Genomic DNA, 25,648 nt, shown 5'->3' with positions numbered 1-25,648 from the left:
GAGGAATTTGATGTTAAAAGCTCTGTTCCCCGCTGCACTCGTTTTGGCCCTGCTCACCTCTTCCATTCCAACGGAAAAGGTGAGCTCCGCCCCTCTCCCAACTGCCAAACAAATGGTTCAGGACATGTCCTTGGATGAAAAAATTGGCCAAATGCTCATGCCAGACTTTCGCAATTGGCAAGCAGAAGGTGAATCTGCTCCTACAGGCTTCACAAAAATGAATAAAGAAGTTTCTCACCTTGTAGAGAAATATCATTTAGGCGGTGTCATCTTATTTGCAGAAAATGTCGTTGATACGAAACAAACCGTCAAACTCACACATGAATTTCAACAAGCATCACCCAACATTCCTTTACTCATTTCCATTGATCAAGAAGGCGGAATCGTCACAAGACTACAAAAGGGAACACATTTCCCAGGAAATATGTCGATTGGTGCCTCTCGAAGTGAGAAAAATGCTTATGACACTGGTAAAATCATCGGTAAAGAATTAAACGCTCTAGGTATCAATACAAATTTCTCTCCTGTTCTTGATGTAAATAATAACCCGAATAACCCCGTCATCGGTGTCCGTTCCTTTAGCTCTGACCCTGAACTTGTCACGAGACTTGGTCTGCAAACCATGAAAGGACTTCAAAAGGAAAAGACCATTTCCACATTAAAGCATTTCCCGGGACATGGTGATACAGCTGTTGATAGTCACTACGGTCTTCCGCTTGTCGAACATGATCTAGATCGTCTTAAAAAGGTGGAGCTGTATCCATTTCAACAAGCAATCAACGCAGGGGCAGATATGGTCATGACCGCTCATGTTCAATTCCCAGCCATTGATGACACAACGTATAAAAGCAAAAAAGATGGCGAGGACATTATGGTTCCAGCAACCTTATCAAAAAAAGTCATCACAAACTTATTAAAAGAAGACATGGGCTTTCAAGGAGTGGTTGTAACAGACGCCCTCAATATGAAAGCGATTGCAGATAACTTCGGACAGGAAGAAGCTGTGGTAATGGCTATTAAAGCAGGCGTCGACATTGCCCTCATGCCAGCACCTGTCACGTCCTTAAAGACAGAAAAAAACCTAGAGAATGTGTTCAATGCTTTAAAAAGAGCAGTTCTCACAAAAGAAATCCCGATATCTCAGATCAATCAATCTGTCGAAAAAATCCTTCAATTAAAGATCAAACGCGGCATCATTTCCGCCAATAAATCAGTAAGCCTTGAGAAGAAAATCAAAAAAGCCACACAGCTCGTTGGTCAAAAGTCGCACCGAAAAGCAGAACAAAAAATGGCACGTGAAGGAATCACTCTCCTTAAAAACAACGACAAAACCTTGCCTTTTAAGCCTAAAAAGAATGACAAAATCGTACTCATGGCACCATACGAAGATCAAACAAAAGCAATGTCCGTCACAATTGAATCACTAATCAAACAAAAAAAGATCAAACCTGTGCGTATCCAATCATACGCATTTGCAGATAAGAGCTTCTCCAAAGAAACAGCCAAACTCATTCAAAATGCTGACTATGTCATTACCGGCTCTTACGTTGTCCAAAATGACCCGGCTGTGAATGATGGCGTCATTGATGACGGTGTACAGGATCCGAAAAAATGGGCAACGGCCTTCCCTCGTGCTGTCATGAATGAAGCAGCAGCACAAAACAAAAAATTGGTCATCATGAGTCTTAGAAACCCATATGATGCTGCAAATTTCGAGGAAGCCGACGCCTTACTGGCTGTGTACGGTTTTAAAGGCTACTCAAATGGACAATTCAATCAACCCAATATTCCTGCGGGACTAGAAGTGATTTTTGGAGCGGCCTCACCTAAAGGAAAATTGCCCGTCGCTATCCCATCAGTCACTCATCCTAATCAAACCCTTTACCCATTTGGCTATGGACTCAATTTAAAAGGCAAACAGATCAAATAGGAGGGATTCTCTTGAAAAAGACAGCAAGCTTGATACTCGCTAGCATTCTCATGATCAGCACATTGACCGCCGCCTCCCCCGCAGATTCAGAACGAACAGATACAAAAGGAAAAAAAGCAACAGTCAAAACAGGTATCGAAACATTACTCTCAAGTAACCTCTCTTGGCTTAAAGGGAAAAAAGTAGGGCTTATTACGAATCCTACAGGCATTGATGCAAACATGAAAAGCAGTGTCGATCTGCTATTTGAACAACCCGATATTAAACTGACTGCCTTGTATGGGCCTGAACATGGCGTCCGTGGTGATGCACAAGCAGGAGAAGGCGTCGAATCGTATACCGACGAAAAAACGGGCCTGCCTGTTTACTCTCTTTATGGAAAAACAAGAAAGCCAACTCCTGAAATGCTCAAAAATGTAGATGTCCTGCTATTTGATATTCAAGACGTTGGTACTCGTTATTACACCTATATTTACACGATGGCGTATGCAATGGAAGCAGCTAAGGAAAAAAATATTCCATTTGTTGTTTTAGATCGTCCAAACCCAATAGGCGGGCTAAAAGTAGAAGGACCTGTATTAGAACCAGAACACGCCTCATTTGTAGGTCTCTATCCCATCCCATTAAGACATGGGATGACAACTGGAGAACTTGCATACATGTTTAACAAAGAATTTCATATCAACGCTGATGTAAAAGTGATCAAAATGAAACATTGGAAACGATCCATGACGTTCGATGACACGAAGCTGCCGTTCGTCCTCCCTTCACCTAACATGCCAACCGTTGATAGTACCTTTGTCTACCCAGCAACAGGATTAATCGAAGGCACAAACGTTTCTGAAGGCAGAGGAACAACAAAACCGTTCGAACTCATTGGCGCTCCATATATCAATAGCAATGAGCTAGCAGATCATTTAAATGGGTTAAAACTAAAAGGCGTTCAATTTAGACCTGTCTCATTTACCCCTACCTTTTCAAAACATGCCGGGACTTTGTCTCACGGGGTACAGCTTTATGTCACAGACCGAAAATCATTCGAAGCAGTCAAAACAGGTCTATCTATCATCAAAGCAATACATGACTTGTATCCTAATGACTTTCAATTCCTACAAACAGGTAGCTTTGATAAACTCATCGGGAATAGCTGGATCAAAGAAGAAATCAATAAAGGCACTTCCATCAAACACATCATGAAACAATACCACCATGACCTGAAAACGTTCGAAAAGAAACGAAAAAAATACCTCATCTATTAATCGCAAAAAAGCCTCCACCTTAAAGGTTGGAGGTTTTTTCATGATAAAGACTTAGTCACAGCAGGTACTTTCAGCTCGAAACGATGAAGTAAAAAGCCAAACAAGGCTGCAAGCACTTGCTGAAACAGCATGCCAATCACAACAGGAACAGCAACAGCAGGCGGGAAAAAGCTAATGGCAAGCACAGCACCCGCGCTAATGTTCCGCATACCGCCCGTATACACAATCGCCACAATTTCTCCTTGGGTACATTTCATCGCCTTTCCAATCAACCACGCAAACGCATACCCACTCATCGCAATGAAAAAGACAGTCGCTGCTTTGCTAAAAAACGCAGCATCCAGTTCACGCAAATACGGGGCGACAACAGAACTGTTAATCGATACGACAATAAACAAGCCTAATTTTGAAAAAGGAGCCAAGGTCTGACTCATTGCTTTTGTCACCGATGGCTTTGCATACTGACGAACGAGCATCCCTAAAATAGAGGGCAACACCACCATACCGAATAGTCCTTTCATGATCGCCACCATGTCCATATGGACCTGTGTACCAACGAAGAGTGACAAGCTTACTGGCACAATCAATGGCGAAAGCAATGTATCAATTAATATGATAGATAACGTTAACCCCACATTCCCTTTATACATTGCCGCCCATATTAAACTAGACACACCTGTCGGAATCACCATCGCAAGCGTCAAACCGGTGATCGTCATAGAATCGCCCGCAAATATCAAATGCCCTGCTGACCATGCATAAAGGGGCATCAACACATGCAAAATCATAAACGATAAAATCAAAGGCAATGGATGCATCACCATATGTTTTAAAGCTGAAAAAGTAGATGACAAGCTCCCTGAAAATGTCATCACAGAAAACACCCAAGGCACCAAAAAGGTGAAATCTTTTAAATACGCCGCCAATAATACACCAAGTAGCACGCTGACAGGCGTAATGAGCGGCATCATCCGGCCGAGCACCTGATTCAAACGGACAAGCATGCCGGCCACCTCCATCCTTCACTTTCTTCCTTGTTCTATTGTAACAAACAGAAAAGTCTTTTTAAGATCCGATCACTTGTTTCATAAGTTTTTGACTAGACGTATCCATTCCAACTACGTCCACCTCTACACCAGCTGTACGATATTTTTCCTTCACACGTTCAATTGCGGCCACACCTGATTCGTCCCATATACGCGCTTCAGACAAATCAATCACAACCGTGTTCAAGTCGTTTCCATGATGGAAGGCTTGAATCAATTCAGTCACGGAAGCAAAGAAAATTTGACCCTTAATTCGATAAACCCATGTACCAGCTTGGCTTTCTGTAGAGATAATATGGAGTTTTGATATTTTAGCCACAAAGAATACGGCACTAAGCAGCACCCCTGCAAAAACACCCTTGGATAAATCATGAGTGAACACCACCGTCACGACCGTGACAAGCATCACAAGAGAATCTGTTTTTGGGTTCTTTTTTAGCTGCTTGAATGAACTCCAATCAAAGGTACCAATAGAAACCATGATCATGACAGCCACAAGAGCAGCCATTGGAATTTGAACAACCACATCACCGAGCACAAAAATCAATACCATTAAAAATGCACCAGCCACAAAGGTAGAAAGCCGGCCTCGTCCCCCTGCCTTTGTATTAATCACAGATTGACCAATCATCGCACAGCCAGCCATACCGCCAAAAAATCCTGCCACCACATTGGCAATTCCTTGGCCTCTCGCTTCCTTATTTTTACGACTAGACGTTTCCGTCATATCATCTACAATCTGTGCTGTTAATAAAGATTCAAGTAAACCAACCATCGCAAGTGCTAAGGAATAAGGAAAAATGATAGCAAGTGTTTCCCAGCTAAATGGTACATTGGGAATAAGAAAAGTTGGCAAAGAGCTAGGCAGCTCTCCCATGTCCCCAACCGTTCTGACATCAATATGCCCAAATACAGCAATCATCGTCATCACAATAATCGCAATGAGTGGAGAGGGAATAACTTTTGTGACCATCGGCAATACATAAATGATCAACAATGCTCCACCTGTCATGACATACATAGCCATGGATTCCCCAACGAAATGCGGTAGCTGTGCCATGAAGATCATAATTGCCAATGCATTAACAAAACCAACCATCACAGACCTCGGAATAAATTTCATCAGACGAGACACTCGGCAAAGTCCAAACAAAATTTGAATCAGTCCTGTTAAAATCGTAGCCGCAAACAAGTACTGCAATCCATGATCGGCTACCAAATTAACCATAACCAGAGCCATAGCACCAGTAGCAGCCGAAATCATACCTGGCCGTCCACCAACAAACGAAATGACAATGGCAATACAAAACGAAGCATACAACCCAATCTTTGGATCAACGCCCGCAATAATCGAAAACGCAATCGCCTCAGGAATTAAAGCCAGAGCCACTAAAATACCCGCCAGCACATCCTGACGCACATATCCAAACCATTCTTGCTTTACAAATAAATCTTTCAAACCATCTACTCCTTTTTATATACATACCGCACAAGGAAAAAGAAGGCGAATAAAACCCGGAGATACAGAAAGGAAAAAACAATAACCATTCAATTTCGGGGAAAAAGAGGAACGTACAGAGTCTTTTGTAAGAGAGGAAGTCATCACTTTAGTAAGGATAAAAGAAATACGCCGAAGAATCAAGAACAAATAGAAGGAGTATGTAGAAAGCTAAGGCAAAGCTTCCATCAAAATCGCTCGATTCATTTTCTAGTTTAATAAGCCGAACCAAGATCAATAAACGTTAAATATATATTTTAAAACAAACAAAAAAAGCCTTCTCATCAACGAGAAACCTTAACATTTACCATTATCATATAGAGGAAAGCTTCCAAGCGGGCTCGAACCGCTGACCTCTTCCTTACCATGGAAGTGCTCTACCTACTGAGCTATGGAAGCATGGCTCCGCAGGTAGGACTCGAACCTACGACCGATCGGTTAACAGCCGATAGCTCTACCACTGAGCTACTGCGGAATGGATAAAGTAACTTCTTCCATTGGAAGGATATAAACAAAAAGCTTGGCGGCGTCCTACTCTCACAGGGGGAAACCCCCAACTACCATCGGCGCTGAAGAGCTTAACTTCCGTGTTCGGTATGGGAACGGGTGTGACCTCTTCGCTATCGCCACCAAACCTGATGGAGAGAATGTTCTCTCAAAACTAGATAACAATGTTCATTTTTCACATTAGAATATAGGTTAAGTCCTCGATCTATTAGTATCTGTCAGCTCCACGTGTCACCACGCTTCCACCTCAGACCTATCAACCTGATCATCTTTCAGGGATCTTACTTCCTTGCGGAATGGGAAATCTCATCTTGAGGGGGGCTTCATGCTTAGATGCTTTCAGCACTTATCCCGTCCGCACATAGCTACCCAGCGATGCCCTTGGCAGAACAACTGGTACACCAGCGGTGCGTCCATCCCGGTCCTCTCGTACTAAGGACAGCTCCTCTCAAATTTCCTGCGCCCGCGACGGATAGGGACCGAACTGTCTCACGACGTTCTGAACCCAGCTCGCGTACCGCTTTAATGGGCGAACAGCCCAACCCTTGGGACCGACTACAGCCCCAGGATGCGATGAGCCGACATCGAGGTGCCAAACCTCCCCGTCGATGTGGACTCTTGGGGGAGATAAGCCTGTTATCCCCGGGGTAGCTTTTATCCGTTGAGCGATGGCCCTTCCATGCGGAACCACCGGATCACTAAGCCCGACTTTCGTCCCTGCTCGACTTGTAGGTCTCGCAGTCAAGCTCCCTTGTGCCTTTACACTCTGCGAATGATTTCCAACCATTCTGAGGGAACCTTTGGGCGCCTCCGTTACATTTTAGGAGGCGACCGCCCCAGTCAAACTGCCCACCTGACACTGTCTCCCTGCCCGATAAGGGCAGCGGGTTAGAAGGTCAATACAGCCAGGGTAGTATCCCACCGATGCCTCCACCGAAGCTAGCGCTCCGGTTTCCAAGGCTCCTACCTATCCTGTACAAGCTGTACCAACATTCAATATCAGGCTGCAGTAAAGCTCCACGGGGTCTTTCCGTCCTGTCGCGGGTAACCTGCATCTTCACAGGTACTATAATTTCACCGAGTCTCTCGTTGAGACAGTGCCCAGATCGTTGCGCCTTTCGTGCGGGTCGGAACTTACCCGACAAGGAATTTCGCTACCTTAGGACCGTTATAGTTACGGCCGCCGTTTACTGGGGCTTCAATTCGCACCTTCGCTTACGCTAAGCGCTCCTCTTAACCTTCCAGCACCGGGCAGGCGTCAGCCCCTATACTTCGCCTTACGGCTTCGCAGAGACCTGTGTTTTTGCTAAACAGTCGCCTGGGCCTATTCACTGCGGCTTCTCGGGGCTTTAACACCCTAAGAAGCACCCCTTCTCCCGAAGTTACGGGGTCATTTTGCCGAGTTCCTTAACGAGAGTTCTCTCGATCACCTTAGGATTCTCTCCTCGCCTACCTGTGTCGGTTTGCGGTACGGGCACCTCTCACCTCGCTAGAGGCTTTTCTTGGCAGTGTGGAATCAGGAACTTCGCTACTAAATTTCGCTCGCCATCACAGCTCAGCCTTCACGGGAAACGGATTTGCCTATTTCCCAGCCTAACTGCTTGGACGCGGATATCCAATACCGCGCTTACCCTATCCTCCTGCGTCCCCCCATTGCTCAAATGGTGAGGAGGTGGTACAGGAATATCAACCTGTTGTCCATCGCCTACGCCTTTCGGCCTCGGCTTAGGTCCCGACTAACCCTGAGCGGACGAGCCTTCCTCAGGAAACCTTAGGCATTCGGTGGACGGGATTCTCACCCGTCTTTCGCTACTCATACCGGCATTCTCACTTCTAAGCGCTCCACCAGTCCTTCCGGTCTGACTTCACTGCACTTAGAACGCTCTCCTACCACTGTTCGTAAGAACAGTCCGCAGCTTCGGTGATACGTTTAGCCCCGGTACATTTTCGGCGCAGAGTCACTCGACCAGTGAGCTATTACGCACTCTTTAAATGGTGGCTGCTTCTAAGCCAACATCCTGGTTGTCTAAGCAACTCCACATCCTTTTCCACTTAACGTATACTTTGGGACCTTAGCTGGCGGTCTGGGCTGTTTCCCTTTCGACTACGGATCTTATCACTCGCAGTCTGACTCCCAAGGATAAGTCATCGGCATTCGGAGTTTGACTGAATTCGGTAACCCGGTAGGGGCCCCTAGTCCAATCAGTGCTCTACCTCCGAGACTCTTACCTTGAGGCTAGCCCTAAAGCTATTTCGGAGAGAACCAGCTATCTCCAGGTTCGATTGGCATTTCACCCCTACCCACACCTCATCCCCGCACTTTTCAACGTGCGTGGGTTCGGGCCTCCATTCAGTGTTACCTGAACTTCACCCTGGACATGGGTAGATCACCTGGTTTCGGGTCTACGACCACGTACTCATGCGCCCTATTCAGACTCGCTTTCGCTGCGGCTCCGCATCTTCTGCTTAACCTTGCACGGGATCGTAACTCGCCGGTTCATTCTACAAAAGGCACGCCATCACCCGTTAACGGGCTCTGACTACTTGTAGGCACACGGTTTCAGGATCTATTTCACTCCCCTTCCGGGGTGCTTTTCACCTTTCCCTCACGGTACTGGTTCACTATCGGTCACTAGGGAGTATTTAGCCTTGGGAGATGGTCCTCCCGGATTCCGACGGAATTTCACGTGTTCCGCCGTACTCAGGATCCACTCTGGAGAGAACAACATTTCAGTTACAGGGCTGTTACCTTCTTTGGCGGGCCTTTCCAGACCTCTTCGCTTATATCGTTCCTTTGTAACTCCGTATAGAGTGTCCTACAACCCCAAGAGGCAAGCCTCTTGGTTTGGGCTGTTCCCGTTTCGCTCGCCGCTACTCAGGGAATCGCATTTGCTTTCTCTTCCTCCGGGTACTTAGATGTTTCAGTTCCCCGGGTATGCCTTCTCATACTCTATGTATTCAAGTATGGATACTACTCCATTACGAGCAGTGGGTTTCCCCATTCGGAAATCTCCGGATCAAAGCTTGCTTACAGCTCCCCGAAGCATATCGGTGTTCGTCCCGTCCTTCATCGGCTCCTAGTGCCAAGGCATCCACCGTGCGCCCTTTCTAACTTAACCATTTCTTACTTTAGAAAGAATCACTATGTGTGATGAACTTTGCATTGCATTCAATGTGAATGTATTACTTATTGTTATCTAGTTTTCAAAGAACAATCCTGTCTCGCTAGAGACATGTTTGAAGGAATGATCCTTCAAAACTAAACAAGACGAAAACGCACGCTGCTCCATATATCCTTAGAAAGGAGGTGATCCAGCCGCACCTTCCGATACGGCTACCTTGTTACGACTTCACCCCAATCATCTGCCCCACCTTCGGCGGCTGGCTCCATAAAGGTTACCTCACCGACTTCGGGTGTTGCAAACTCTCGTGGTGTGACGGGCGGTGTGTACAAGGCCCGGGAACGTATTCACCGCGGCATGCTGATCCGCGATTACTAGCGATTCCAGCTTCACGCAGTCGAGTTGCAGACTGCGATCCGAACTGAGAACAGATTTGTGGGATTGGCTAAACCTTGCGGTCTCGCAGCCCTTTGTTCTGTCCATTGTAGCACGTGTGTAGCCCAGGTCATAAGGGGCATGATGATTTGACGTCATCCCCACCTTCCTCCGGTTTGTCACCGGCAGTCACCTTAGAGTGCCCAACTGAATGCTGGCAACTAAGATCAAGGGTTGCGCTCGTTGCGGGACTTAACCCAACATCTCACGACACGAGCTGACGACAACCATGCACCACCTGTCACTCTGTCCCCGAAGGGAAAGCCCTATCTCTAGGGTTGTCAGAGGATGTCAAGACCTGGTAAGGTTCTTCGCGTTGCTTCGAATTAAACCACATGCTCCACCGCTTGTGCGGGCCCCCGTCAATTCCTTTGAGTTTCAGTCTTGCGACCGTACTCCCCAGGCGGAGTGCTTAATGCGTTAGCTGCAGCACTAAGGGGCGGAAACCCCCTAACACTTAGCACTCATCGTTTACGGCGTGGACTACCAGGGTATCTAATCCTGTTCGCTCCCCACGCTTTCGCTCCTCAGCGTCAGTTACAGACCAGAGAGTCGCCTTCGCCACTGGTGTTCCTCCACATCTCTACGCATTTCACCGCTACACGTGGAATTCCACTCTCCTCTTCTGCACTCAAGTTTCCCAGTTTCCAATGACCCTCCCCGGTTGAGCCGGGGGCTTTCACATCAGACTTAAGAAACCGCCTGCGAGCCCTTTACGCCCAATAATTCCGGACAACGCTTGCCACCTACGTATTACCGCGGCTGCTGGCACGTAGTTAGCCGTGGCTTTCTGGTTAGGTACCGTCAAGGTGCAAGCAGTTACTCTTGCACTTGTTCTTCCCTAACAACAGAGCTTTACGATCCGAAAACCTTCATCACTCACGCGGCGTTGCTCCGTCAGACTTTCGTCCATTGCGGAAGATTCCCTACTGCTGCCTCCCGTAGGAGTCTGGGCCGTGTCTCAGTCCCAGTGTGGCCGATCACCCTCTCAGGTCGGCTACGCATCGTCGCCTTGGTGAGCCGTTACCTCACCAACTAGCTAATGCGCCGCGGGTCCATCTGTAAGTGACAGCCGAAACCGTCTTTCATCCTTGAACCATGCGGTTCAAGGAACTATCCGGTATTAGCTCCGGTTTCCCGGAGTTATCCCAGTCTTACAGGCAGGTTACCCACGTGTTACTCACCCGTCCGCCGCTAACATCCGGGAGCAAGCTCCCTTCTGTCCGCTCGACTTGCATGTATTAGGCACGCCGCCAGCGTTCGTCCTGAGCCAGGATCAAACTCTCCGAAAAAGTACAAAACCGAAGTTTTGTTTTTCGTCAGCGTTTGACTGACTACCTATGAAGTATCATAGGATTTTTTTATAAAAACTCGAATTAACAGGTACGTTTTGTCTTGTTTAGTTTTCAAAGATCATCTTCGCCGTTCTTAGCGGCTTTAATAATATAACATTTCGCTTCATCTTATGTCAACAACTTTTTTCAAGTTTATTTCCCGAAGCGTTTGTGTTTGTCACTGTGTGTCAGCGACGATTAATAATATATCACGAAAACATTCTATTGGTCAACGCCTTTTCAGAACTTTTTTTAAAATAGTTTTATTGTGCATGTTAAACCCTTGTCCTGCATACAATCAAGTAACAATCTTGGACAAGGCAGGAGTGTTTGAATTGAGTCGATTATATGTGTTGCCTATTAAACGGCTGAAGCAAGTAGTCATTATTCTTGTAGCAGCCCTTGCAGCTGCAACCTTTTTTTATGTACAAAAGGCACCGCCGCTGTCTGTATTTAAAACAGAACAAGGACCCCGAGCGATTTATAAAGGAGAGACCTCATCAAAACATGCATCCCTTACGTTTAATATTGGCTGGGGAGATGAGAAGGCTGTTCCTATTTTAAATGTCCTCCGAGAGTACGATATAAAGAACGCCACTTTCTTTCTGTCTGCTTCTTGGGCTGAGCGTCACCCGGATATTGTGAAAAGGATTAAAGAGGATGGCCATCAAATTGGCAGCCTTGGCTATGCATATAAAAATTATAGCCAGCTTGAAGAAAACGAAATTAAGCGAGATCTTGTCCGTGCACAAAATACATTCCAAAAGCTTGGACTGGAAGACATTCAATTATTAAGACCGCCAACTGGGCAATTTAATGAAACGGTATTGAAAATTGCAACACAGTATGGCTATACCGTTGTCCATTACAGCATCAATTCTCAAGATTGGCTGAACCCGGGCGTCGACCAGATTGTTCATAATGTAAATGATCGAATGAAAAGCGGAGACATTATTCTCCTTCACGCCTCAGATTCAGCCACCCAAACCGCTCAAGCCTTACCAGCCATTTTAAAACACTTAAAAGACAAAAATTTAAGAAACGTCACGGTTGGCGAGCTTATCTCTAATACAAAAACAAAGTCAACTGAGGTTAAGTAGCTTTTGCTTTTGAAAACCGCGGCATAGCTAATAACTGAAACGCATTACAACCTAATAGCGGGAATAGCATTAAATACAGCCAGTCCTCTTCATTGACTCTAAGCGCCGGAAACCATTCTAACGACGTGATGACGACCATGAGAAACATTGCAGAAATAAATGTTTTCTTAGAGGACTGCTGCTGTTTAAAATAAGACACGATCAATGCAAACACACCGATAAAAACAGGCAGCCACAAGTATGGAAGAAATGATTCATTCTCCCCGAAAAACAAAAACCGCAAATAAGCTAAATCAAACAGCACGAAAATCACAAGGAATAACTGAATTGTATTCCATAAAGAATGCGACCTGAAAATCTCCAGCGCAAACCGGTGCACTGTCAAAAAGACAACAAACCCCATCTGACTGATTACACTAAAGATCATCCCCACACCAATAAACCAAAATAACACTGACGCAATCTCTAAAATCTCAAACGATACAAACAGCTTCTGATATTTCCCCCACTCCAGCGCAAAACCTACCACGCTTGTAATGACCGCTCCAACAGCCAGCACAGAGAAGAAAAAACGAACTAAATCCCGACTTTTCATTGAATTGACCCAACCCCTATTTTTGTTATGTATAAATTCACGTGAAACATTCATATTAAAAGTAAGACATGTAATGAAAGGAGCCACAGTATGTCAAAAGGCATCTTGCGTATAATGAGCTGTTTTCTTCTTTTATCTCTAACAGCTTGTGCTCCCAAAACCCAATCCTCATCTAATATGGACTATGACGAAACGAAAAAAATGGTCGTCGATATTTTGAAAACAGATGACGGTAAAAAGGCCATTCAACAGTTATTAAATGACGAGGCAATGAATGAAGCTTTGGTAATGGATGAACAAACTGTGAAAAAAACAATAGAGAAAACACTAACTTCTGATAAAGGCAAAGAGTTCTGGAAGAAGGTCTTTGAGGATTCTAAATTTGCCGAGACTTTCGCAAAATCCATGCAGCAACAGCATGAAAAGATGTTAAAACAATTGATGAAGGACCCTGACTATCAACAAATGATGATGGATATTCTCAAGGATCCTGAAATGGAAAAGAAATACGGTGAACTGGTCAAAAGCAAAGAGTTCAGAAAGCACTTAGAGAAAGTCATCACCGAAACATTGAGCAGCCCTCTTTATAAGAAGAAATTCGAAGATGAGCTAAAAAAAGCAGTCTCTGAAAGCAGCAATGATTCCGGTTCACAAGGAAACGGCAGTTAAACATCACCCGAGTGGCACAAGGTCCACTCGGGCTTTCATTATGCTTTCACTGTTAATTGTTCAATGACTTTATTGGCAATGTGTTGATACACTTCCCCTGTCGGATGACTCGCATCATAGACGGAAGGTGCAAAATCGTCCTCATTCCAATCAGGCTGTCTTAAAGGGATTTGACCAAGGACTGATACTCGCAGCTCCTCCGCCAGCTTGTCCCCGCCGCCCTTTCCAAAGACATATTCCTTCTCACCTGTTTTTTTGCTTTCATAGTAACTCATATTCTCAACGACCCCTAGCACCTCGTGATCTGTTTGCAGTGCCATTGCGCCTGCTCTAGCAGCAACGAAAGCCGCTGTTGGATGCGGTGTTGTCACAATGATTTCTTTACAGCTCGGAAGCATCGTATGAATATCAAGTGCCACATCACCTGTTCCAGGCGGAAGGTCTAATAGTAAGTAATCTAATTCTCCCCACTCTACTTCGTGGAAGAAATTATTTAGCATTTTACCAAGCATCGGTCCTCTCCAAATGACCGGTGCGTTTTCTTCAACAAAAAAGCCCATTGAAATCACTTTGACGCCAAAGCGTTCCACAGGAATTATCTTTTCCCCTTTAACTGTCGGTCTGACGGTGATTCCCATCATATCCGGTACGCTAAAGCCGTAAATATCAGCATCGATCAGTCCCACTTTTTTCCCTAGACGAGCCAGTGCCACAGCCAGGTTAACGGAAACAGTTGATTTCCCAACTCCGCCTTTTCCACTCGCAATCGCTAAGAACACAGGCGGATTTTTAGAGTTGAGCAAATTTTCTTCCTCATCCTGTGACGGCATAAATTTTTCAAGCGTTTCTTGAGGCAGTTCTTCAAAACGAAGTCCTACAGTGTTCGCGCCCGCTGCTTTTAAAGCTTGTACGATGTCTTGCTGCAGCTTCATCTGCTCAGCAGTGCCTGTCTTGGCAATCGCCACTTTTAAGCTCACATGTTCTTTTTCAGGCTTTAGGCTGATTTCCTTGATGGCATCCAGCTCACCAAGCGGTATATGAAGGAAAGGTTCGTCCATCTTCCCAACTAGTTTTCTCACATCATCTTGTCCGATCATAGCAGAACCTCACCCTTTATTGAATTCGTTTACAATCCAAGTATATCATACATATCCTTACAATGTCTGTCCTCTTTGCCTGCGATAAACAGGAAAAAGCCCCTTATTCAGGCGGCTCTTTTTGCTCTGTTAAATATCTTAAAATGCCTTTATAAATCGAAGCAGCAATTTGATCCTGATATTTAGGAGTCGCCAGCTGACCAGCCTCTTTTGGATTCGATAAAAATCCTATTTCGACAAGCGCTCCTGGCTTCGTGACATTTTGCATTAAATAAATCCCATTGATTCGCTTCGCCTTGCGATCTGTGTTTTCAAGGTTGTTGCGCAATTCATCTTGAATGAACTTCGCTGCTTTTTCATTCTCTTCATACTTTCCGTAAAAGAACGTCTGTGCCCCGCTCCATTTGTTCGATGGGATCGCATTTAAATGAATACTTAAATAGAGATCCGCTTCAGACTCATTGATGACTTTCACACGGTTTCTTAAATCCTCCGCTTTCTTTCGGGCATAACCCTTTGTATTCTTTGATGATAAATCAGAGTCATCCTCCCGGGTCATGAGAACAAGCGCTCCCTGCTCCTGCAAATAGTCTCTTATCTTCATGGACACATCTAGTGCAATCTCTTTTTCGAGCAGCTCTCCTCCTACAGCCCCGCCATCTGGACCGCCGTGCCCCGGATCTAAATAGATGATCTTGCCGCTCAAAGGCAAGTTCCACGATTTCCACGAATCATCATTTAGAAACTGAAATCTGAATAAGAATAAGAGGACAATAAACCCGATTAAAAACCCTGTCCATTTCAGCTTTCTTTTCATCCCTGTCCCTCCCATACACCATTATTTTATAGATATGGGACAAGGGCTGGAAATATGCTTAGTGCAGTCGAAGCTTATGCCTTTTTTCTGATTCCCGAAAGCCTTCCTTCCACCATATGCTTAAAAATTCCTTCGCAAATGGATACAGACACGACATCTTACGCTCCATTCGGAACATATTCCCCCACGATTGCAAACACCCTGCTAGCTCCTCAACCAGCTCATCTTCTTCATGAACTGACCGCTTTTTTATATCATCGAATGATTCACCATACTTACTCGACTCACCGTATCTCCCACCTGCTAAAAAAGCCTCAATGGCGAAATCAATACAGCCATCACTCATAATCCCAGCTGGATCATCTGCAAATGGGAACAGCTTCTTCGTGAACTTCTCGGAAGCGATCGTCACCTGTTGAAGAGACAATGTACGCAACAGCTTCTTTTCAAGCGTGACATCTCGTTTTGTTTTCAATTGATAAAATGAAAGAACTTCTGCCATGGACTGAACTCCTTTTTTTCTTTGTATTGTTCGTTGGTTTGAACAAAACATGCAGTTCAGTAAATGGAAATCAGTGAGCTAACGGATTGGAAAATTGTGATAAAATGAACATATATATAGAAAGAATAGAAAAGGGGCAAAATTCATGAAGAAATGGATGTATATCCTATTGCTACTAACAGTCGTCTTGTCTGGTTGCAACAGTCAAGCAACCGAGCAAAAGAGCGACATAAAAGAAATAGAAGACATATCATTAAAACAGCTTTCCAAACACAAAAATTCTTATATTGGAGACAATGGAGCAGTCGGCGCTATTTTATCAGATCTTCCAGGTAACGTGATTCGCGAGTATGAAATCGTAGATGAAAAAGCGCTAAAAGTGACATACGGTGTGAAAGAAAATACCAATGATACAGAAGAACAATTTGATTCATTTTGGTTTGATAAGAAGGATACCATTGAAAAAAACTACTTATATAATGCATTGGCACTTTTTATTCTTATCGATAACGTGGAGCAAGTGACACTCAAGATGAACGCTAAAGACGAGCCATCCGTCACGTTTAAAAGAAAACAGCTACAAAAAAAGCTGCCTCAGTCTTTTAAAGTGTACAAAGACGATACAGCGCTTTGGCAAAAGGAACTGGTTGATGGAGTTGTGAAGTCAAAAGATAAACGTCTAGATGTATACAATGCGTTTCCCATCAAGAAATAATAAAAACAGAGGGCGTCACCCTCTGTTTTTTGATAATTATGTAGTAAAAGCTTGAATCAATCGTTGTCGAAAGTTTTGATCTGCTACTACGGTAAGTATAAATTCATCGAACACTTCCCCCATCCAGTGAGAATTCTCCGCTTTCAGGTCATTGATGAATAGAGAAATCGATATAGTTGATGTATCCGTTTTTCGATATAAAGCAGCAGTGACAACAAACAACGTCGATCCACCTTTATACCAAATATATTGATCTGTTTCCGTCTTCAATATTTCTCCCAGCACAATTTGGCTAAAAAGACGCTTTTCTTCTGTTGTTAACAGCTCATCCTGTAGACGTTTCATAAAATGTGCATATTGATTCGTTGTAGACCTTGTCATCTTTTGCGTCAGTAAAGATTGAATACGCAAGCTTAACAAGTTCTTTTTCATCAATGTTTCTTCTAACGCCTTTTTATGCTCCGGGTCATTTTTCATGATATGAAAAATCTCAATCATCAGAGATTTGTATTGTTCATCAGTTACATCGCTTATTTGCTTTAATGCATCCTGCTCATGATCAGATACATAGGCTGGCCACAAAACCTTGGGTGTCAGCGGCATGAGTTCATCATGTTCTGTAAGACCTGCTTGTTTCATCTGATTATTGATCTTCTCTAAGCCCAGCAGGTCAATCAAATAATCAGTACAAGCATTCGAACTGAATTGCATCATCCCTTTGGCAACATCTAATAAAGTTGCATGCTCAGAAAAATCGTTGACCTCCAGCCAGTATGTGTGAGCACCGCCATCGGTTCTATCAATATAAAACCGCTCTATATCAGACAATGTCACTTTTTCATCTAGCTTGATGTCATCGCTGGATACAGCTTTAACAAAATGAAACAAAACCATTAATTTCATCGTACTTGCAAGTGGTGTTTTTTGATTACCATTCCATTCTAATACCACATCTTCATTTTCAATAATTGTTACTGATACGTTCTTTTTGTTTTTCCTGACAAATGTCAAAAGATCCTCTTTTGTTTTCTTCAAATGTTTCTCCTTTCCAAACCACTATAGATTCTCGTCTCCAATATAACAAAAATTTGAAACAAAGGCACAAAAAAGCAAAGGGTTGTGAATACCTTTGCTTCTTGGTGTGTTTATTTACGAAGAAGCTGCAGCTTCATCCCATCATGCGTAGCTTCAAATCCCAACTTTTCGTAAAAACGGCGTGCTTCTGGCCTCTGTTTGTCAGTTGTCAGCTGGATCATATGACACCCGCTGTCACTTGCTCGTTGAATGGCCCGTTTGATCAACAATGTGCCAATTCCTTTCCCTCTATGAGTCGAGGCTGTACGAACTCCTTCTATTGAAGCTCTCCATCCTCCTTGATACGTTAGAAATGGAGTCATTGTTAATTGGAGAACCCCGACTACCTCTTCCCGATCACAAGCCACGATTAGTTCAATATTGGGATCCGCTTCGATCGAATGAAAGGCATTGAGATAGCTTTCTAATAATGGACGAGTGTAGCGTTCTCTCTTTTGGCCTAATTTGTCATCTGAAAGCATCAAAACGATGTTGTCGAGGTCTCCTTGGACGGCTTCTCTAAATGTCAATTGATTCAGATTCAATGAACACACCTCCTATCACGGAATGGAAGCCTTTATTCATTTGCCAAAATACCAATTGATCGCGTTCTCATATAAAATTTTATCCACCGCTTCCTCATCAAACATCCGTTGAATCAACTCAACATCACCGTATTCAAATGGACGTTTCGCCCTTGTAGATGGAAGGTCTGTACCAAACATCAATGCATCAGGATTCGTTTGATAAATGGACGTCAATGCATGTTCCACGTTTAAATCGACTCGCCCAAAACCAGTTGCTTTTACCCGAACCCCTTTATCAACCAGCTTGAGCAAATGCGGCAAACCTTCTTCAGATAAGCCTAAATGATCAATCGAAATAGCCGGTAGCTGTTCAAGCGTAGGTGAGATGTCAGGGAGATGCTTAGCGTCTATGTAGAGCTCACTATGCCAGCCCACCAGCTCATACACCCTTCTCGCAAAATAGTCGAGCTTTGAAATATCCTCCGAACCGCCCCGCTTCACATTAAAACGTAAAGCTTTGACCCCATGTTGATCCAAATGAACAATCTCATCGTCAGTTGCTGTAAAAGGTAATTGTGTCACACCGCAAAAAGTCGGTCCCATTTCATCTAGTGCTTTCAACAAATAGCCTTGATCAAAACCCTGAAATGACCCTGACACAATCGCTCCACCTACAATCCCCAAATCAGCCGTCTCTCTCCTATAATCATTCACCACATAACTCGGCGGTGTATATCCTTGGTTTTCTTGAATGGGAAAATTAAAATCAATGATATGGAAATGTGCATCAAAGATCCTCATGCCCGCGCCCCTCTTCTGCTTATTTGACCTGATTATATCAATAGAGAAAGCCAAGGGATATTTGGAATGACGAATTACTTCATATCATGAAAACTTATCAAGTTTTCCATTCCTCTCGTAAGATGGCATAATAAAACTCATCCCACCACTCATTTCCTTGTGGTATACATTTTTTAAAATATCCCTCTCTCCTCATACCCATTTTCTCCATCACTCTCCATGACGGCACATTTTCAGGCTGACAAGTGGCAATGATTCGATGTAAATTCATTGTGTGAAAACCATGATGTAGGACAGCAAATGCAGCTTCTGATGCATAGCCTTTGTTTTGATATGCAGAGTTGAAGACCCAGCCAATTTCATATGTGTGCTCACCAAAGTAAGGATGAAACACGATATGCCCGATGCATGTATGATCTTCTTTTAATAGAACAGCAAAATTCTTGGCCGTCTTAAGACGATTATTTTTGACAAATTCCTGCGCCTCTTCTCTAGAAAAAACACCTTCTGGCATATACTTCATCACCGCTAGATCAGATGTATATGCATAGACATCCTGCCAATCATCCTCAATAAACGGTCGAATGAGACATCTTTCTGTTGTTAGATTCATAAATGCCATCCCCCTTTAACATCATTTGTTAAACAGAAACCTGACTATGATCCTATTTTATATGTTTCCAGACAGAAAAAAACACAAATAAAAAAGCACCAGCAGGATGCTGATGCTTTTCATATAGGGTTTGTCTGTACAAACCTTTGTAAAACGTCCATACAATATAAAATTGATTAACGTTTTGAGAACTGAGGTGCGCGACGTGCGCCTTTAAGACCGTATTTCTTACGCTCTTTCATACGAGAGTCACGAGTAAGAAGTCCAGCACGTTTAAGTGGTGTACGGTACTCAGGATCTACTTCTAGAAGAGCACGAGAGATACCGTGACGAATTGCTCCAGCTTGACCAGAGAATCCACCACCGTGAACATTTACAAGAACATCGTAGCTGTTAGCTGTTTCTGTGATGTTCAAAGGCTGTTTCACGTCTTCGATTAAAGCAGCGAATGGAATGTATTCAGTAATTTCACGATTATTAACGACGATACGGCCTTCACCTGGAACTAAGCGAACGCGCGCTACAGAACTTTTACGACGACCTGTACCGTAATATTGAACCTGTGCCAAATTGTTAACCTCCCTTATAATTAACCGCGAAGTTCGTAAACTTCAGGTTGTTGTGCTTGATGTGGATGCTCAGAACCACGGTACACATTTAATTTTTTGAACATTTGACGACCTAGTGGACCCTTTGGAAGCATACCTTTGATAGCAAGCTCCAACATTTTTTCAGGGTAGTTTGTACGCATCTCAAGAGCAGTTCTTTGTTTCAAACCACCTGGGTGCATCGTATGACGGTAGTAAATTTTGTCCGTCAATTTCTTACCTGTTAATTCAATTTTCTCAGCATTGATGATGATCACGTGATCACCTGTGTCAACGTGTGGTGTATAAGTTGGTTTGTGCTTACCGCGCAAAAGTGATGCTACTTCAGTAGAAAGACGACCTAGAGTCTTACCTGCCGCATCAACCACTAGCCATTTGCGCTCAATTGTGCTTGCGTTCGCCATTGGTGTTGTACGCATGAGTTTCCCTCCTAAATAAATCAATGAATTTTCCTGAATCAAATGCTACGTTCTATTTCAAAACACAGATAAGTCTTCCGGGGCTTATTTGTGGGGTTGAAATACATACCATATGATATCTTATAACTTTCTGCTTCCTGTGTCAAGAACATGTTACACCTGGTTTAGTTGTCATAGAAAACTTCCCATAAATACAGTCCGTGACTGGGCGCAGTCTTGCCTGCCGCTTCGCGATTTCGGGCGGCAAGCATGGCTTTTATCTCCTCAGGGTGAAATTTACCAGAACCAATTTCAAGTAACGTGCCGGCTATAATTCGCACCATGTTGTATAAAAAGCCATTCCCTCTCACACGCATTTCAAGCCCGTCTGAGACGTTTTTCCACTCAAGGGCGTAAATCTCCCTCACCTTGTCTTGAACCTCTGTATTGGCCGCACAAAAGCTTGTGAAATCGTGTGTGCCAATGAGGTGCCCAGCAGCTTCTCTCATTTTGTCGACATCCAGCGGATAAGGATAGTGACAGGCATACTGTCTCGTAAACACATTTTGGTGCGTTTCCGTTGAGACCCTATAACGGTACTCCTTCGACACAACACCAAATCTGGCATGAAACGACTCATCCACTTCTTCAGCCTTTAGAACACGAATGTCATCTGGCAGCAAGCTGTTGAGGGCAAACGGCCATCTCTCCATCGGGATGGCAAGCGGGGTGTCAAAATGGATGACCTGCCCCTTTGCGTGAACGCCACTGTCTGTCCGGCCAGAAGCCACAATCGGAATCAGTTCGTCTTGTTTATGCATTCTAGCAAGGGCAGATTCAATCTCCGTCTGAATGGTTCGCTGTCCTGGTTGCACTTGATACCCTTTAAAATGTGTCCCATCGTATGATACGGTACATTTTACTTTCATCTAGGCATCACCTAATTTCTAAGCAGCACAAGGAGTGCTGTTAACAGGATGAATAAAAGCAACGTGAACGTGTCTTTCATGCCCCAGACAAGCTGACGGTATTTCGTACGCCCTTCTCCCCCGCGGTAGCCTCTCGCTTCCATAGCGGTCGCCAATTCCTCCGCACGCTTAAACGCACTGACGAAAAGCGGGACAAGCAATGGAACAATCGCTTTTAAACGATCTTTCACGGGTCCGCTTGTAAAATCAACACCTCTTGCCATTTGTGCTTTCATGATTTTGTCTGTTTCTTCGAGTAAAGTCGGAATAAATCGAAGAGAGATAGACATCATAAGAGCAAGTTCATGAACAGGTAGCTTGATTTTACGGAAAGGATGCAGCAGCTTCTCCATACCGTCTGTCACTTCAATAGGTGTTGTGGTCAACGTCAGAAGTGTTGTCATCATGATGAGATAGACAAAACGGAGTGAAATGAAAATCCCCTGTTTTAGACCTTCTTCATAAATATTCAGAAAACCAAAGTGAAAGAGCAAAGCGCCATCCTTTGTCATGAAGATATGCAGAATAAAGGTAAACAGAACAATCCAAAGGATGGGTTTCATTCCTTTGAGAATAAAGTACAGCGGCACCTGAGACACCATCACCACAAGAATAGTGAAGACACCTAAAAGCCCGTAAGTGATGTAGTTATTCGCAAAAAAGACAATAAAGACAAAAAAGAAAATTGATAACAGCTTTGTCCTTGGATCAAGACGATGGACAAAAGATGTACCCGGCACATATTTGCCGATAATCATACTATCCATCATGATGTCGTGTCCTCCTGATATAAAGCTGTTAAGGCTTCTGCCATTTCATCCATGGTCAGAAGCGGTCTTGGAAACGTCATCCCAAGCTTTTCTTCGACAGCCTGCTGGAATTTGATCGTTTCCGGGAGGTCCAGTCCGAAAGAAGACATGTCTGTACGATTGGCAAATAGCTCCCTCGGCGTACCTGTCGCCTTCACTGTTCCTTTGTGCATCACAATCATTTGATCCGCATAATGAGCGGCATCTTCCATACTGTGTGTCACAAGGATCGTCGTCAGGTTGGCTTTTTGATGAAGCTCATAGAACATGTCCATGATTTCTTTACGTCCGCGTGGATCTAATCCCGCAGTCGGCTCATCAAGCACAAGCACTTCTGGCTCCATCGCTAGAACACCTGCAATCGCCACACGTCTCATTTGACCACCGCTTAATTCAAAGGGTGATCGAGATAACAAGGATTCAGGAAGGCCTACAAGCTTCAGCATCTCTTTAGCCTTGGCTTCTGCCTTTTCTTTTAGAACGCCGAAATTCATCGGACCAAAACAGATATCCTTCAGAATCGTCTCCTCAAAGAGCTGATGTTCAGGAAACTGAAACACGATACCTACCTTTTTGCGAAGAGATTTCAGTTCCTTCTGCTTTTTATTGGCTTGTAAGACTGTATCTCCAAGCGCAATGCTCCCCTTTGTTGGTTTGAGCAGTCCATTTAAATGTTGCAGCAATGTCGACTTGCCAGAACCCGTATGACCGATGACAGCAACATAGCTGCCTTCTTTGATGGAAGCATTGACATCATACAAAGCGAGACGCTCAAACGGCGTTTTCATTTGATAACGATGCTCTAATTCTTTGATCGTAATGTCCATAGCTCTTTCACCAATCCTTCTTGTGTCAAATGGGCATTTGCAAGCGGCACACCTTGCTGCTTCAATTGCTTACTCAACCGGTAGGAAAATGGCAGATCAAGTCCAATCTGAACCAGCTGTTCATCTAGTTCAAATACTTCCTCTGGTGTTCCCTCGGCAAATTTCTTCCCACCATTCATCACAATAACGCGGTCTGCCTTCGCAGCCTCGTCTAAATCATGTGTGATGGAAATGACCGTGACCGTTCCTTGTTCCTTCAGCAGTCTGACGGTTTCTAACACTTCTTCACGGCCAATCGGATCAAGCATTGATGTTGCTTCATCCAAGATCATGATGTCAGGGCTTGCGGCAAGTACACCAGCGATCGCTACTCTCTGCTTTTGCCCGCCTGATAGATGGTGCGGCTCTTGATCAAGAAACTCCTGCATATTGACCTGTTTGACAGCCCAATCTACACGCTCTATCATCAATTCCCGCTCAACCCCGTTATTTTCTAAACCAAAAGCCACATCATCACGAACCGTTGAGCCAACGAATTGGTTGTCTGGGTTTTGAAAGACCATGCCGACCTTTTTGCGAATATCCCAAACACTTTCTTCTTTCAGCTCAATCTCACCAACCTTGACCGTTCCTGCATCCGGTAAAATGAGCCCATTCAGTACACGGGCAAGTGTGGATTTACCTGAACCGTTGTGGCCAACAATGGCAAGCCATTCATTTTGATTCACATGCAATGACACTTGGTCTAAAGCGGGCTTGTCCGCATCTTTGTGATAACGAAATACAATGTCTTTTACGTCAATTAATGTCTTCTCCATCTCTACCGGACCTCCTCTCAGCTCAACCTCTACTTTGCCTATTGCTAAAAAGCCGTAGTATCTAAAAAAGGGCATAGATCCAGTTATGAACTGTCCCGCCCTTTCTTAGATACACGATATGTGATTAAACTAATTCAATGACAGCCATTGGTGCGCCATCGCCGCGACGAGGTCCAAGCTTCATGATACGAGTGTATCCACCTTGGCGATCTTCGTAGCGAGTTGCAACGTCAGCGAATAATTTTTGAAGTGCATCTTGGTTTGTTTCAGCGTTAGCTACTTCGTTACGAATGTAAGCTGCAGCTTGACGGCGAGCATGAAGATCTCCGCGTTTGCCAAGAGTGATCATTTTTTCAACTACAGAGCGAAGTTCTTTCGCACGTGTTTCAGTTGTTTCGATGCGTTCGTTGATGATCAAATCAGTCGTTAGGTCACGAAGCATTGCTTTACGTTGTGCACTAGTGCGTCCTAGCTTTCTGTATGCCATGTGATGTCCCCTCCTTAATTAGAGATGCTGTATGAATAAAAAACACACGAAAATCCTAGTTCACAATGAAACTAGTCAATCGTCTTTACGAAGACCCAGTCCAAGTTCTTCTAGTTTCGCTTTCACTTCTTCAAGAGATTTACGTCCAAGGTTACGAACTTTCATCATATCCTCTTCTGTCTTGTTAGCAAGCTCTTGAACAGTGTTAATACCCGCACGCTTCAAACAGTTGTAAGAACGAACAGAAAGATCAAGCTCTTCAATTGTCATTTCAAGCACTTTTTCTTTTTGGTCTTCTTCTTTTTCAACCATGATTTCTGCATGCTGAGCTTCGTCAGTTAACCCAACGAAAATATTTAGGTGTTCAGTTAAAATCTTAGAACCTAGAGCGATCGCTTCTTTCGGTCCTGTGCTTCCATCAGTCCATACATCTAGTGTTAATTTATCATAGTTTGTGATTTGCCCAACACGGGTGTTCTCCACTTGATAAGTTACACGAGATACAGGTGTATAGATTGAGTCGATCGGAATCACGCCGATAGGCTGATCGTCTCTTTTGTTTGCATCAGCAGGATTATACCCACGACCCCTTTGTGCAGTCAAACGAACACGGAAGCTCGCATTTTTGCCAAGAGTTGCGATGTGAAGATCTGGATTTAAGATTTCAATATCGCTGTCGTGTGTAATATCAGCAGCTGTTACAGTTCCTTCATCTTGTACATCAATTTCAAGCGTCTTCTCTTCTTCAGAGTAGATTTTGAGTGCAAGCTTTTTAATGTTTAAGATAATCGTTGTAACATCTTCAACCACGCCTTCGATCGTTGAGAATTCGTGTAAGACACCATCTATCTGGATCGATGTTACAGCTGCACCAGGAAGTGAGGATAAAAGGATACGACGAAGGGAGTTCCCTAAAGTGGTACCATATCCACGCTCAAGTGGCTCTACGACAAACTTGCCATACTTGGCATCGTCGCTGATTTCAACCGTTTCGATTTTTGGTTTTTCAATTTCGATCATCTAATAAAACCCTCCTTCAAAACGTCGAAACCTCGAATAGAATCATATGAGATTCCATCCGAAATTCCTCAT

At 44.1% G+C, this 25,648-nt stretch carries 23 protein-coding genes, 2 tRNA genes and 3 rRNA genes; 5 read left to right on the top strand and 23 right to left on the bottom strand.

All coding sequences use genetic code 11. The features are described from left to right. The first annotated feature begins 10 nt into the window (after positions 1–10). Both NST09_RS01005 and NST09_RS01000 read left to right on the top strand, forming a co-directional pair. Positions 11–1,930, top strand: coding sequence for a glycoside hydrolase family 3 protein (locus NST09_RS01005; RefSeq protein WP_017358873.1), 1,920 nt, complete (start codon positions 11–13; stop codon positions 1,928–1,930). An 11-nt stretch (positions 1,931–1,941) separates the two neighbouring features. Continuing rightward, on the top strand, positions 1,942–3,189 hold the full coding sequence (locus NST09_RS01000) for a DUF1343 domain-containing protein (RefSeq protein ID WP_342493241.1): 1,248 nt from the start codon (positions 1,942–1,944) through the stop codon (positions 3,187–3,189). Between the two features lie 38 nt (positions 3,190–3,227). On the opposite strand, the gene NST09_RS00995 is transcribed toward NST09_RS01000, so the two are convergent. The 7 genes from NST09_RS00995 to NST09_RS00965 form a co-directional block, all read right to left on the bottom strand. Then, the gene (locus NST09_RS00995) at positions 3,228–4,193 is read right to left on the bottom strand and encodes a bile acid:sodium symporter family protein (RefSeq protein WP_342493240.1); all 966 of its coding nucleotides are present in this window, start codon (positions 4,191–4,193) and stop codon (positions 3,228–3,230) included. A gap of 61 nt (positions 4,194–4,254) precedes the next feature. Beyond that, positions 4,255–5,694 (bottom strand): SulP family inorganic anion transporter, encoded by a 1,440-nt coding sequence (locus tag NST09_RS00990; RefSeq protein ID WP_342493239.1) that lies wholly within the window; start codon positions 5,692–5,694, stop codon positions 4,255–4,257. Between the two features lie 365 nt (positions 5,695–6,059). Continuing rightward, positions 6,060–6,132, bottom strand: a tRNA-Thr gene (locus tag NST09_RS00985). A gap of 1 nt (position 6,133) precedes the next feature. Next, positions 6,134–6,208 (bottom strand) — tRNA-Asn (locus tag NST09_RS00980). Positions 6,209–6,251: 43 nt separating this feature from the next. After that, positions 6,252–6,367: ribosomal RNA gene (rrf, locus tag NST09_RS00975) — 5S ribosomal RNA — on the bottom strand. A 61-nt stretch (positions 6,368–6,428) separates the two neighbouring features. Continuing rightward, positions 6,429–9,359 (bottom strand): 23S ribosomal RNA (locus NST09_RS00970). 181 nt (positions 9,360–9,540) lie between these two features. Further along, positions 9,541–11,089, bottom strand: a 16S ribosomal RNA gene (locus tag NST09_RS00965). The 16S, 23S and 5S rRNA genes sit together here with 2 tRNA genes alongside, the layout of an rRNA operon. Positions 11,090–11,466: 377 nt before the next feature. Between NST09_RS00965 and pdaB the strand changes: the two genes are divergently transcribed. Next, positions 11,467–12,231 (top strand): polysaccharide deacetylase family sporulation protein PdaB, encoded by a 765-nt coding sequence (gene pdaB, locus NST09_RS00960; protein ID WP_017366469.1) that lies wholly within the window; start codon positions 11,467–11,469, stop codon positions 12,229–12,231. Here pdaB and NST09_RS00955 read toward each other — a convergent pair. Continuing rightward, on the bottom strand, positions 12,224–12,826 hold the full coding sequence (locus tag NST09_RS00955; protein ID WP_008345196.1) for a KinB-signaling pathway activation protein: 603 nt from the start codon (positions 12,824–12,826) through the stop codon (positions 12,224–12,226). The two genes, pdaB and NST09_RS00955, sit on opposite strands and share 8 nt — an antisense overlap. Positions 12,827–12,916: 90 nt before the next feature. Between NST09_RS00955 and gerD the strand changes: the two genes are divergently transcribed. After that, the gene (gene gerD, locus NST09_RS00950) at positions 12,917–13,495 is read left to right on the top strand and encodes a spore germination lipoprotein GerD (RefSeq protein ID WP_017359176.1); all 579 of its coding nucleotides are present in this window, start codon (positions 12,917–12,919) and stop codon (positions 13,493–13,495) included. A 38-nt stretch (positions 13,496–13,533) separates the two neighbouring features. Here gerD and NST09_RS00945 read toward each other — a convergent pair whose 3' ends face one another. The 3 genes from NST09_RS00945 to NST09_RS00935 form a co-directional block, all read right to left on the bottom strand. Continuing rightward, complete coding sequence (locus NST09_RS00945; RefSeq protein WP_008345199.1) at positions 13,534–14,592, bottom strand: Mrp/NBP35 family ATP-binding protein; 1,059 nt, start codon at positions 14,590–14,592, stop codon at positions 13,534–13,536. A gap of 103 nt (positions 14,593–14,695) precedes the next feature. Beyond that, complete coding sequence (gene cwlD / locus NST09_RS00940) at positions 14,696–15,409, bottom strand: N-acetylmuramoyl-L-alanine amidase CwlD (protein ID WP_017359175.1); 714 nt, start codon at positions 15,407–15,409, stop codon at positions 14,696–14,698. 58 nt (positions 15,410–15,467) lie between these two features. Beyond that, the gene (locus NST09_RS00935) at positions 15,468–15,911 is read right to left on the bottom strand and encodes a YbaK family protein (RefSeq protein WP_017366466.1); all 444 of its coding nucleotides are present in this window, start codon (positions 15,909–15,911) and stop codon (positions 15,468–15,470) included. Between the two features lie 145 nt (positions 15,912–16,056). On the opposite strand from NST09_RS00935, the gene NST09_RS00930 reads away from it, so the two are divergent. After that, the gene (locus tag NST09_RS00930) at positions 16,057–16,626 is read left to right on the top strand and encodes a DUF4825 domain-containing protein (RefSeq protein WP_210552287.1); all 570 of its coding nucleotides are present in this window, start codon (positions 16,057–16,059) and stop codon (positions 16,624–16,626) included. Between the two features lie 36 nt (positions 16,627–16,662). On the opposite strand, the gene NST09_RS00925 is transcribed toward NST09_RS00930, so the two are convergent. The 12 genes from NST09_RS00925 to NST09_RS00870 all read right to left on the bottom strand — a co-directional run bounded on the left by NST09_RS00925 (position 16,663) and on the right by NST09_RS00870 (position 25,576). Next, positions 16,663–17,661, bottom strand: coding sequence for a serine hydrolase (locus NST09_RS00925; RefSeq protein WP_210552286.1), 999 nt, complete (start codon positions 17,659–17,661; stop codon positions 16,663–16,665). Between the two features lie 110 nt (positions 17,662–17,771). Beyond that, positions 17,772–18,245 carry a GNAT family N-acetyltransferase gene (locus tag NST09_RS00920; protein WP_210552285.1) on the bottom strand — a complete coding sequence of 158 codons (474 nt, stop codon included), beginning with the start codon at positions 18,243–18,245 and terminating at the stop codon, positions 17,772–17,774. Positions 18,246–18,281: 36 nt separating this feature from the next. Then, a complete protein-coding gene (locus tag NST09_RS00915; protein WP_116307706.1) occupies positions 18,282–19,028 on the bottom strand; it encodes an amidohydrolase family protein in 747 nt (248 codons plus the stop codon). Between the two features lie 97 nt (positions 19,029–19,125). Beyond that, positions 19,126–19,641 carry a GNAT family protein gene (locus tag NST09_RS00910; RefSeq protein WP_116307703.1) on the bottom strand — a complete coding sequence of 172 codons (516 nt, stop codon included), beginning with the start codon at positions 19,639–19,641 and terminating at the stop codon, positions 19,126–19,128. 176 nt (positions 19,642–19,817) lie between these two features. Further along, positions 19,818–20,210, bottom strand: coding sequence for a 30S ribosomal protein S9 (gene rpsI / locus NST09_RS00905; RefSeq protein ID WP_007496354.1), 393 nt, complete (start codon positions 20,208–20,210; stop codon positions 19,818–19,820). A gap of 20 nt (positions 20,211–20,230) precedes the next feature. Next, the gene (rplM, locus tag NST09_RS00900; protein WP_003217042.1) at positions 20,231–20,668 is read right to left on the bottom strand and encodes a 50S ribosomal protein L13; all 438 of its coding nucleotides are present in this window, start codon (positions 20,666–20,668) and stop codon (positions 20,231–20,233) included. 164 nt (positions 20,669–20,832) lie between these two features. Beyond that, positions 20,833–21,576 carry a tRNA pseudouridine(38-40) synthase TruA gene (gene truA, locus NST09_RS00895; protein ID WP_035389137.1) on the bottom strand — a complete coding sequence of 248 codons (744 nt, stop codon included), beginning with the start codon at positions 21,574–21,576 and terminating at the stop codon, positions 20,833–20,835. 11 nt (positions 21,577–21,587) lie between these two features. Beyond that, complete coding sequence (locus NST09_RS00890) at positions 21,588–22,385, bottom strand: energy-coupling factor transporter transmembrane protein EcfT (RefSeq protein ID WP_008345215.1); 798 nt, start codon at positions 22,383–22,385, stop codon at positions 21,588–21,590. Further along, positions 22,382–23,251 carry an energy-coupling factor ABC transporter ATP-binding protein gene (locus NST09_RS00885; RefSeq protein WP_116307701.1) on the bottom strand — a complete coding sequence of 290 codons (870 nt, stop codon included), beginning with the start codon at positions 23,249–23,251 and terminating at the stop codon, positions 22,382–22,384. The genes NST09_RS00890 and NST09_RS00885 overlap by 4 nt, the downstream gene beginning before the upstream one ends. Further along, entirely contained in the window at positions 23,227–24,069 is an 843-nt protein-coding gene (locus tag NST09_RS00880; RefSeq protein WP_008345218.1) for an energy-coupling factor ABC transporter ATP-binding protein, read from the bottom strand. The genes NST09_RS00885 and NST09_RS00880 overlap by 25 nt, the downstream gene beginning before the upstream one ends. Before the next feature lie 124 nt (positions 24,070–24,193). Next, the gene (gene rplQ, locus NST09_RS00875; protein ID WP_003216944.1) at positions 24,194–24,556 is read right to left on the bottom strand and encodes a 50S ribosomal protein L17; all 363 of its coding nucleotides are present in this window, start codon (positions 24,554–24,556) and stop codon (positions 24,194–24,196) included. A 75-nt stretch (positions 24,557–24,631) separates the two neighbouring features. Continuing rightward, positions 24,632–25,576 carry a DNA-directed RNA polymerase subunit alpha gene (locus tag NST09_RS00870; RefSeq protein ID WP_003217009.1) on the bottom strand — a complete coding sequence of 315 codons (945 nt, stop codon included), beginning with the start codon at positions 25,574–25,576 and terminating at the stop codon, positions 24,632–24,634. Between the last annotated feature and the right edge of the window lie 72 nt (positions 25,577–25,648).

It is taken from the genome of Bacillus sp. FSL W7-1346 (genome assembly GCF_038593335.1).
GTDB classification, from domain to species: domain Bacteria; phylum Bacillota; class Bacilli; order Bacillales; family Bacillaceae; genus Bacillus; species Bacillus altitudinis.
This window is presented reverse-complemented; position numbering and strand designations above follow the sequence as displayed.

Bases quoted from the DNA above. Each gene is read 5' to 3' on its own strand.
- NST09_RS00890 (WP_008345215.1), bottom strand. From the start codon at position 22,385: ATGATGGATAGTATGATTATCGGCAAATATGTGCCGGGTACATCTTTT.
- truA (WP_035389137.1), bottom strand. From the start codon at position 21,576: ATGAAAGTAAAATGTACCGTATCATACGATGGGACACATTTTAAAGGG.
- cwlD (WP_017359175.1), bottom strand. From the start codon at position 15,409: ATGAAAAGAAAGCTGAAATGGACAGGGTTTTTAATCGGGTTTATTGTC.
- NST09_RS00880 (WP_008345218.1), bottom strand. From the start codon at position 24,069: ATGGAGAAGACATTAATTGACGTAAAAGACATTGTATTTCGTTATCAC.
- NST09_RS00995 (WP_342493240.1), bottom strand. From the start codon at position 4,193: ATGCTTGTCCGTTTGAATCAGGTGCTCGGCCGGATGATGCCGCTCATT.
- NST09_RS01005 (WP_017358873.1), top strand. From the start codon at position 11: ATGTTAAAAGCTCTGTTCCCCGCTGCACTCGTTTTGGCCCTGCTCACC.
- NST09_RS00935 (WP_017366466.1), bottom strand. From the start codon at position 15,911: ATGGCAGAAGTTCTTTCATTTTATCAATTGAAAACAAAACGAGATGTC.
- rplQ (WP_003216944.1), bottom strand. From the start codon at position 24,556: ATGGCATACAGAAAGCTAGGACGCACTAGTGCACAACGTAAAGCAATG.
- NST09_RS00945 (WP_008345199.1), bottom strand. From the start codon at position 14,592: ATGATCGGACAAGATGATGTGAGAAAACTAGTTGGGAAGATGGACGAA.
- NST09_RS00910 (WP_116307703.1), bottom strand. From the start codon at position 19,641: ATGAATCTAACAACAGAAAGATGTCTCATTCGACCGTTTATTGAGGAT.
- NST09_RS00955 (WP_008345196.1), bottom strand. From the start codon at position 12,826: ATGAAAAGTCGGGATTTAGTTCGTTTTTTCTTCTCTGTGCTGGCTGTT.
- gerD (WP_017359176.1), top strand. From the start codon at position 12,917: ATGTCAAAAGGCATCTTGCGTATAATGAGCTGTTTTCTTCTTTTATCT.
- NST09_RS00915 (WP_116307706.1), bottom strand. From the start codon at position 19,028: ATGAGGATCTTTGATGCACATTTCCATATCATTGATTTTAATTTTCCC.
- NST09_RS00870 (WP_003217009.1), bottom strand. From the start codon at position 25,576: ATGATCGAAATTGAAAAACCAAAAATCGAAACGGTTGAAATCAGCGAC.
- NST09_RS00930 (WP_210552287.1), top strand. From the start codon at position 16,057: ATGAAGAAATGGATGTATATCCTATTGCTACTAACAGTCGTCTTGTCT.
- NST09_RS00885 (WP_116307701.1), bottom strand. From the start codon at position 23,251: ATGGACATTACGATCAAAGAATTAGAGCATCGTTATCAAATGAAAACG.
- rplM (WP_003217042.1), bottom strand. From the start codon at position 20,668: ATGCGTACAACACCAATGGCGAACGCAAGCACAATTGAGCGCAAATGG.